This window comes from Streptomyces sp. NPDC047072, from assembly GCF_040643855.1.
In the GTDB taxonomy this organism is placed as follows: domain Bacteria; phylum Actinomycetota; class Actinomycetes; order Streptomycetales; family Streptomycetaceae; genus Streptomyces.
The window spans coordinates 20204-28386 of sequence record NZ_JBEYVC010000134.1 but is presented as its reverse complement, the minus strand read 5'-3'; the positions used below and the strand labels follow the sequence as shown (position 1 = coordinate 28386).

At 72.2% G+C, this 8183-nt stretch carries 8 protein-coding genes; 3 read left to right on the top strand and 5 right to left on the bottom strand.

The genetic code is table 11. The annotated features are described in order from the left end of the window. Positions 1-179: 179 nt before the first annotated feature. The gene (locus ABZ896_RS38245; protein ID WP_360939474.1) at positions 180-842 is read right to left on the bottom strand and encodes a response regulator transcription factor; all 663 of its coding nucleotides are present in this window, start codon (positions 840-842) and stop codon (positions 180-182) included. Positions 843-1053: 211 nt separating this feature from the next. Next, entirely contained in the window at positions 1054-1677 is a 624-nt protein-coding gene (locus tag ABZ896_RS38240) for a DUF3000 domain-containing protein (RefSeq protein ID WP_360939476.1), read from the bottom strand. Positions 1678-1815: 138 nt separating this feature from the next. Here ABZ896_RS38240 and hemE point away from each other — a divergent pair, with 138 nt between their 5' ends. Next, complete coding sequence (hemE, locus tag ABZ896_RS38235; RefSeq protein WP_360939472.1) at positions 1816-2871, top strand: uroporphyrinogen decarboxylase; 1056 nt, start codon at positions 1816-1818, stop codon at positions 2869-2871. Positions 2872-2875: 4 nt separating this feature from the next. Here the strand turns inward: hemE and ABZ896_RS38230 are convergent, their stop codons facing one another. After that, positions 2876-3703: a rhomboid family intramembrane serine protease gene (locus ABZ896_RS38230; protein WP_360939470.1), complete on the bottom strand. Its 828-nt coding sequence runs from the start codon at positions 3701-3703 to the stop codon at positions 2876-2878. A 141-nt stretch (positions 3704-3844) separates the two neighbouring features. Between ABZ896_RS38230 and ABZ896_RS38225 the strand changes: the two genes are divergently transcribed. Further along, positions 3845-4168, top strand: a complete 324-nt coding sequence (locus ABZ896_RS38225) for a hypothetical protein (protein ID WP_360939468.1) — start codon at positions 3845-3847, stop codon at positions 4166-4168. A gap of 3 nt (positions 4169-4171) precedes the next feature. Here the strand turns inward: ABZ896_RS38225 and ABZ896_RS38220 are convergent, their stop codons facing one another. Together ABZ896_RS38220 and ABZ896_RS38215 are read right to left on the bottom strand one after the other, a co-directional pair. After that, positions 4172-5566 (bottom strand): FAD-dependent oxidoreductase, encoded by a 1395-nt coding sequence (locus ABZ896_RS38220; protein ID WP_360939466.1) that lies wholly within the window; start codon positions 5564-5566, stop codon positions 4172-4174. A gap of 27 nt (positions 5567-5593) precedes the next feature. Further along, the gene (locus ABZ896_RS38215) at positions 5594-6583 is read right to left on the bottom strand and encodes a DUF4349 domain-containing protein (RefSeq protein WP_360939464.1); all 990 of its coding nucleotides are present in this window, start codon (positions 6581-6583) and stop codon (positions 5594-5596) included. 159 nt (positions 6584-6742) lie between these two features. Here ABZ896_RS38215 and hemG point away from each other — a divergent pair, with 159 nt between their 5' ends. After that, complete coding sequence (gene hemG / locus ABZ896_RS38210) at positions 6743-8182, top strand: protoporphyrinogen oxidase (protein WP_360939462.1); 1440 nt, start codon at positions 6743-6745, stop codon at positions 8180-8182. Position 8183: the final 1 nt, after the last annotated feature.

Here is an 8183-nt window from a genome sequence, read left to right as displayed (position 1 = left end):
GCATGGTCCCGGACCATTTCTCCCGCGAGCCGCTCCTGCACCACTCGTACAGCAAGCAGCCGGACGGCAGCTGGACGATGGACATTCGGCAGGCGCCTGAGGGTCGTAAACCAGTCAGCCAGGTGACAGCTCTGGTTCACGTGTGTGAACGAAGCGGCGGGACCGCCTCCAGGGGTGTGTCAGTGGATGATGCCGGTCCGCAGGGCCACCGCCACCATGCCGGCGCGGTCGCCCGTGCCGAGCTTGCGGGCGATACGGGCGAGGTGGCTCTTGACGGTCAGCGCGGACAGGCCCATCGAGACGCCGATGGCCTTGTTCGACTGGCCTTCGGCGACCAGGCGGAGCACCTCGACCTCGCGGCCGGACAGTTCGCGGTAGCCGCCCGGGTGGCTCGGGGAACCCGGGGGGCGGCGGTGCATCCGGGCCGCGGCGGCGCCGATGGGTGCGGCGCCCGGCCGGGTGGGGAGCCCGAGGTTGGTGCGGGTCCCGGTGACGACGTAGCCCTTGACGCCGCCCGCGAGGGCGTTGCGCACGGCGCCGATGTCGTCGGCGGCGGAGAGGGCGAGGCCGTTGGGCCAGCCCGCGGCGCGGGTCTCGGACAGGAGGGTGAGGCCGGAGCCGTCGGGGAGGTGGACGTCGGCGACGCAGATGTCGCGGGGATTGGCGACACGGGGACGGGCCTCCGCGACGGACGAGGCCTCGATGACGTCGCGCACACCGAGCGCCCAGAGGTGACGGGTGACGGTGGAGCGGACGCGGGGGTCGGCCACGACCACCATGGCGGTCGGCTTGTTGGGGCGGTAGGCGACCAGGCTTGCGGGCTGCTCGAGGAGAACGGACACCAGGCCTCCTGGGGTGGGGGACGGCTGTGAGGTCACAGTCGTCTTCGGCAGCGAGCCCGGCGTCCTTTAGAGAATGATCACGATCTAGTGAGTAACAATTAGTGCAATTCGGACGTACGGTCGATCGTTCGGTGAGTGAATCGGTTCGTTCGAGGAGTCACTCCTGACCGAAAGTGGCCGTATCGACAAATTGATGCCGCCGAAACGGTGGTCAGCGCGCCTGCGGGTCCCGCCGCTGTGGCAACGTCACCACCGAGGCGTCACCCGGACCGGCCGGCGGCAGACCCGCGACCTGGGCCAGCAGATCGCACCAGGACGCCAGGTGCGCCCCGGTGTCCGGCACCCCGCCGAGGCCCTCGCGCGGCGTCCAGGAGGCGCGGATCTCGATCTGCGAGGCCGCGGGACGCTCGCACAGCCCGCCGAAGTAGTGCGAACTCGCGCGCGTCACGGTCCCGCTCGGTTCGCCGTACGACAGTCCGCGCGCCCCGAGCGCCCCGGTCAGCCAGGACCAGCACACCTCGGGCAGCAGCGGGTCGGCCGCCATCTCCGGCTCCAGTTCCGCCCGCACCAGGGTGACGAGCCGGAAGGAGCCCCGCCAGGCGTCGTGCCCGTCCGGGTCGTGCAGCAGCACCAGACGGCCGTCGGCCAGGTCCTGGTCGCCGTCGACGACCGTCGCCTCCAGCGCGTACGCGTACGGGGCGAGCCGCTGCGGCGCGCGCGTGGGCTCGATCTCGATCTGCGGTCGCAGCCGGGTACCGCGCAGCGCCTGGACCGCGGCCTGGAACACGGGCGGAGCCGCACTGCCCGTATGCCGGTCGCCCTCCTTGTCGTCCATTCCGCCCGTGCCTTCCGACAGTCGTTCTTGCGCCGCAGCCATGCGGGAAGGTTAAGGGGCGCGGGGGCCCGGCGCGGGCGTAGACACCCGGTAGGGGGGCTTCGGTCGTGGGCCGGGGCCCGTGCGAGACTTGCCGTCGTGAGTGCACACACGACGCCGCCCCCCGCCACGTACGACTCCGCCTTCCTCAAGGCCTGCCGTCGTGAGCCGGTCCCGCACACGCCCGTCTGGTTCATGCGGCAGGCCGGGCGCTCACTGCCCGAGTACCGCAAGGTCCGCGAGGGCATCCCGATGCTGGAGTCCTGCACCCGGCCCGAGCTGGTCACCGAGATCACGCTCCAGCCGGTCCGCCGGCACCACGTGGACGCGGCGATCTACTACAGCGACATCGTCGTCCCGCTCAAGGCCATCGGCGTCGACCTCGACATCAAGCCGGGCGTCGGCCCGGTCGTCGAGAAGCCGATCCGCACCCGCGCGGACCTCGCCCAGCTGCGCGACCTGACCCCCGAGGACGTCTCCTACGTCACCGAGGCCATCGGCCTGCTCACCGGCGAACTCGGCAGCACCCCGCTGATCGGCTTCGCGGGCGCGCCTTTCACCCTCGCGAGTTACCTCGTCGAGGGCGGCCCGTCGCGCACGTACGAGAACGCCAAGGCGATGATGTACGGCGACCCCGAGCTGTGGGCCGACCTCCTGGACCGCCTCGCGGACATCACGTCCGCCTTCCTCAAGGTCCAGATCGAGGCGGGCGCCTCCGCGGTCCAGCTCTTCGACTCGTGGGCCGGGGCGCTCTCCCCCCTCGACTACCGCCGCTCCGTCATGCCCGCCTCGGCGAAGGTCTTCCAGGCCGTCGAGGCGTACGGCGTCCCGCGCATCCACTTCGGTGTCGGCACCGGTGAGCTGCTCGGCCTGATGGGCGAGGCCGGAGCGGACGTCGTCGGCGTCGACTGGCGCGTCCCGCTCGACGAGGCCGCCCGCCGGGTCGGCCCCGGCAAGGCGCTGCAGGGCAACCTCGACCCGACGATCCTGTTCGCCCCCACCCAGGCCGTCGAGGCCAAGACCCGCGAGGTCCTGGAGTCGGCGAAGGACCTGGAGGGCCACGTCTTCAACCTCGGCCACGGCGTCATGCCGTCCACCGACCCGGACACCCTGACCCGCCTCGTCGACCACGTCCACACCCTTACCGCCCGATAGGCGCTCACCACGTGTGCCGGGGCCGCGCCCTCCTGCCGAAGAGCAGGCCGCGCGGTTCCGGCGGCGGGGGCGTGCCCGCCTTGAGGGGCCAGGCGAGCACCATGCCGACGAGGAACCCGACGACGTGTGCCGCGTACGCCACCGTGCCCGCGGCGGAGACGCCCTCGCCGGACGAGTAGAACGCCTGGAGCACGAACCAGAAGCCCAGCACCAGCCAGGCGGGCAGCCGGAGCGGCAGGAAGACCAGGAACGGCACGAGCACCCACACCCTGGCCTTCGGATACAGCACCAGGTAGGCGCCCAGCACCCCGGCGATCGCGCCCGACGCACCGATCAGCGGGTCGGAGGAGTCGGCGTTCAGGAGCGCGAAGCCGTACGACGCCGCGTAGCCGCAGACGACGTAGAACAGCGTGAAGCGCACATGGCCCATGCGGTCCTCGACGTTGTTGCCGAAGATCAGCAGGAACAGCATGTTGCCCAGCAGGTGCAGCCAGCCGCCGTGCAGGAACATCGCGGTGAGGACGGACAGAGCCGGGGACTTGTCGTAGCCCGGTGGGCCCACCACACAGCCCTGATGCCCCGACGCGCTCAGCCCGACGTCGCCCGTCGGCACCACGCGTGGCATCTGGTGGTGGATCAGCTCCTGCGGGACGGCCGCGTAGTGGTCCAGGAACGCCTGGAGATGGCACAGCTGGGACAGGCTGCTGTCGCCCGCCACGGAGCCGGCCAGGCCGGGCGTGTACAGGAACACGAGGACGTTCGCGGCGATGAGCGCGTAGGTGACCCAAGGGGTGCGACGCACCGGGTTCACGTCATGGACGGGGATGACCACACAGAAGTACTGCCCCCGATGCGCGTGGCGAATCGGTGCCGCGTATTCGGGTGAACGCGGGCACGCGCGCGTGCGTATGACTCGTCAACCGCCCGCGGCACGGGGAAGGCGGGTCGCGGGGACTACGTGAGGAAACAGGCGATGAACGACCGGATCACTCCTCCGATGCAAGCGCTCCCCGACGGCGAGGCCGAACTCTCCCTTGTGCTGCGGCTCCCCTGGGAGGACGTGGCCAGGCTCGGTCAGGAGGCCGGGCGACTGGCGGCGCAGATGCAGCGGCCGGTGACGCTCGACGAAGCGGTGAGCAATCGACTGAGGTCGACGAGGCCGGCAGCGCATGCGAAGCCGGCGGGAGAGCAGCCGGCTGCCGCCGCGATGCCGAGCGCGTCCGTGTCGTCGTTGCCGGCACGGCCTCCGGCGGAGCAGGCTCGTCAGGCGATCGAGAGGATCAACGGATCGGCGTGACCCTCAGGAGGCCCGCACCTTCGCGGTCGCCTTGCGCGCCGCGACCAGCACCGGGTCCCAGACCGGGCTGAACGGCGGTGCGTAGCCCAGGTCCAGGGCTGTCATCTGTTCCACCGTCATGCCTGCCGTGAGGGCCACCGCCGCGATGTCGACCCTCTTGCCCGCGCCCTCCCTGCCGACGATCTGGACGCCGAGCAGTCGTCCTGTGCGGCGCTCGGCGAGCATCTTGACCGTCATGGGGGAGGCGCCGGGGTAGTAGCCGGCGCGGCTGGTGGACTCGATGGTGACCGTTTCGAACTGGAGGCCGACGCGGCGGGCGTCCTTCTCGCGGAGGCCGGTGCGGGCGATCTCCAGGTCGCACACCTTGCTCACCGCCGTGCCGACGACACCGGGGAAGGTCGCGTAACCGCCGCCGACATTGCTGCCGATGACCTGCCCGTGCTTGTTGGCGTGCGTTCCGAGCGGGATGTGCCGCTCCTGACCGGAGACCAGGTCGAGCACCTCGACGCAGTCTCCGCCAGCCCAGATGTTCTCGTGGCCACGGACCCGCATCGCGAGGTCGGTCAGGAGGCCGCCGTAGCGGCCCAAGGGGAGTCCTGCCGCCTTCGCGAGCGCCGTCTCCGGGCGTACGCCGATGCCCAGCACCACCACGTCCGCCGGGTACTCGGCGTCCTCCGTGGCGATCGCCCGCACCCGCCCGTCCTCCCCGGTGAGCACCTTGGTGACCTCGGTGTCGTCGACCATGGTGATGCCCAGGCCCTCCATCGCCTCGTGCACCAGCCGGCCCATGTCCGGGTCGAGCGTCGACATGGGCTCCTTGCCGCGGTTGACGACCGTGACCCTGTAGCCGCGGTTGATGAGCGCCTCGGCCATCTCCACGCCGATGTACCCGGCCCCGACCACCACCGCCTGACGGCCACGCGTGTGTGCCAGTGTGTCGAGGAGGGCCTGGCCGTCGTCCAGGGACTGCACGCCGTGCACACCGGGGGCGTCCGCGCCCGGCATGTCCGGGCGGATCGGCCGGGCGCCGGTCGCGATCACGAGTTTGTCGTACGACGTCCAGGACTCGGCTCCCGAATCGACGTCACGCGCGCGTACCCGGCCGCCCGCCACGTCGATCTCCGTGACCTCGGTCCGCATCCGCAGATCGATGTCCCGCGCGCGGTGCTCCTCGGGCGTACGGGCGATCAGGTCGTCCCGCTCGGTGACGTCACCGCCCACCCAGTACGGGATGCCGCACGCCGAGAACGAGGTGAAGTGCCCCCGCTCGAACGCCACGATCTCCAGCTCGTCCGGGCCCTTCAGCCGGCGTGCCTGCGACGCCGCGGACATCCCCGCGGCGTCGCCGCCGATCACGACCAGACGTTCTCTCGTACCCCTCGCACGGCTCATGCTCATGCGAACACGCTACGAGAGCCCGGCATTTCAGTCCTGCTCGCCGGGCTCCCGGCCGCGCTGCGACTCCGGGGCCGGCCGGGCCACCGGCAGCGGTCCCAGGGCGGTCGAGACGGTCGCGGGCCGCCGCGGCAGCCGCGGCCGGACGACCTTCACCCACACCAGCACGATCAGCGCGAGACCCGCCAGGAACGGCAGCACCGCGGCCAGCGCCACCACGACCCAGCGCAGCATGGTCACGAAGGCGTCCCAGCCGCCCGCCAGCGCGTCCACGACACCCGGGTCCTCGTCCTCGGCGGCCTGCACCGGGGTCTCGGACAGCGACAGGGTGATGGTCGCCAGGGTCGTGCGGTCCTTCAGGGACGCCTGACGGGCCAGGAGCGACTCCAGGTCGGCCTGGCGGGTGCTCAGTTCGCCCTCCAGCGTCACCACGTCGCTCAGCTTCGTGGCCTTGTCCATCAGCTCGCGGATCCGCGCCACGCTCGCCCGCTGGGTGGCGATCCGGGACTCCACGTCGACCACCTGGTCGGTGACGTCCTGCGCGTTCGCGGTCCGCTCCAGCAGCTTGCCCGAGCCCTCCAGGGCGGCGAGGACCTCGTCGTACTTCTCGACGGGCACCCGCAGCACGACCTCCGTCTGCTCGTGGCCCTCCTCGTCCCGGGAGGTGGTCTCCTTGCCGACGAACCCGCCCGCGGTCTCGGTGGTGGTGCGGGCCGCGTCCAGCGCCTTCGGCACGTCCTTGACCTGCACGGTCAGCGAGGCGGTGCGGATGATGTGGTTCACGGTGGGAGCGGGCGCCTGGGAGGCCTGCTTGCCGCCCGCCTCGGTGTCGGCGGCCCCGGCACCGGCCCGGGCCTCGCTCTGCGCGGCCTTGTCGTCGGACAGGGCGCTGCCGCCCGAGTCGCTGTCGCCGGCTCCGCTGCACCCGGTCAGCGCCAGGGCCGCCGCCAGGAGCAGCCCGGCGAGGGCCTGGACGGACCGTGCGGAACGACGGGGACGTCGTGATCGTTGTGCCTGCATGTGGGCGTACCCCCCGAGGGTCGAGACGACTGACGTTCCTTCGACGCCGCTCCGGGTCCGAACGTTGGACCGCGGCGGTTCCGATGCGGTCACGGTCAGGACTCGTGAAGGACACCGGGCCGCCGGGGGAGTGTCAGTGGGGTCTGAGAGGCTGGGGACATGAGCGGATCACAGGTCGTCGTCATCGGTGGCGGCATCGCGGGCCTCGCCGCGGCCCACCGACTGGTGCAGCGCGGCGCGCGCGTCACGGTCCTGGAGGCAACGGACCGGGTGGGCGGCAAGCTGCTGCCCGGCGAGATCGCGGGCGCGCGCGTGGACCTCGGCGCCGAGTCGATGCTCGCGCGCCGACCGGAAGCGGTGGCCCTGGCCCGCGAGGTGGGCCTCGCCGACCGGCTCCAGCCGCCCGCCACCGCGACCGCCTCGATCTGGACCCGCGGCGCCCTGCGCCCCATGCCCAAGGGCCATGTCATGGGCGTCCCCGGCACCGCGGACGCCCTCGCGGGCGTGCTCTCCGACGAGGGGCTGGCCCGCATCGAGCGGGACGCCGACCTGCCGCGCACGGAGGTCGGCGACGACGTGGCGGTCGGGGAGTACGTGGCGGAGCGCCTGGGCCGCGAGGTCGTCGACCGCCTCATCGAGCCGCTGCTCGGCGGGGTGTACGCGGGCGACGCCTACCGCATCTCGATGCGCTCGGCCGTCCCGCAGCTCTTCCAGGTCGCGAGGACCCACACCTCGCTGACCGAGGGCGTCCGCGAGATCCAGGCCAGGATGGCCGCCAACCAGCAGACCGGCCCGGTGTTCATGGGCATCGCCGGCGGCATCGGCACCCTCCCGCTCGCCGTCGCCGACTCCGTCCGCGCGCGCGGCGGCGAGATCGTCACCGGGGCACCGGTCACCGAGCTGCGCCGCGAAGTCAATGGAGGCTGGCGGGTCGTCACCGGGGACCGTCTGCTGCACGCGGACGCCGTGATCGTCGCGACCCCCGCCCCGGCAGCCGCGGACCTCCTGCGCGCCGAGACCCCCGAGGCGGCCGCCGAGCTGGACACGGTCGAGTACGCCTCGATGGCCCTGGTCACCCTCGCCTACCGCCGCTCCGAGGCCACACTCCCCGAGGGCAGCGGCTTCCTGGTCCCGCCCGTCGACGGCCGCACCATCAAGGCGTCGACGTTCTCCTCCCGCAAGTGGGGCTGGGTCGCCGACGAGAACCCCGGCCTCCTCGTCCTGCGCACCTCCGTCGGCCGCCACGGCGAGACGGAGATCCTGGAGCGCGACGACGCCGGCCTCGTGGACGTCTCCCGCGCGGACCTGAAGGCGGCCACCGGCCTCGACGCCACCCCCGTGGAGACCCGCGTCACCCGCTGGACCGACGGCCTGCCCCAGTACCCCGTCGGCCACCACGCGCGCGTGGCCCGCGTCCGCGAGCACGTGGCGAAGCTCCCCGGCCTCGCGGTGTGCGGCGCGCAGTACGACGGCGTCGGCATCCCGGCCTGCATCGCGAGCGCGTATGCCGCGGTGGACCAGATCGACGGCGACCTGACCGCCGTACAGGAGCTGACGGCGAACCCGGTGCAGAGCCTGCACGGCGGAGCGGGAGAATGAG

What these genes read in the sequence shown, in the direction of transcription:
- ABZ896_RS38240 (WP_360939476.1), bottom strand. Translation starts at nt 1,677, where the DNA reads ATGGACGACAAGGAGGGCGACCGGCATACGGGCAGTGCGGCTCCGCCC.
- ABZ896_RS38220 (WP_360939466.1), bottom strand. Translation starts at nt 5,566, where the DNA reads ATGAGCATGAGCCGTGCGAGGGGTACGAGAGAACGTCTGGTCGTGATC.
- hemG (WP_360939462.1), top strand. Translation starts at nt 6,743, where the DNA reads ATGAGCGGATCACAGGTCGTCGTCATCGGTGGCGGCATCGCGGGCCTC.
- ABZ896_RS38215 (WP_360939464.1), bottom strand. Translation starts at nt 6,583, where the DNA reads ATGCAGGCACAACGATCACGACGTCCCCGTCGTTCCGCACGGTCCGTC.
- ABZ896_RS38225 (WP_360939468.1), top strand. Translation starts at nt 3,845, where the DNA reads ATGAACGACCGGATCACTCCTCCGATGCAAGCGCTCCCCGACGGCGAG.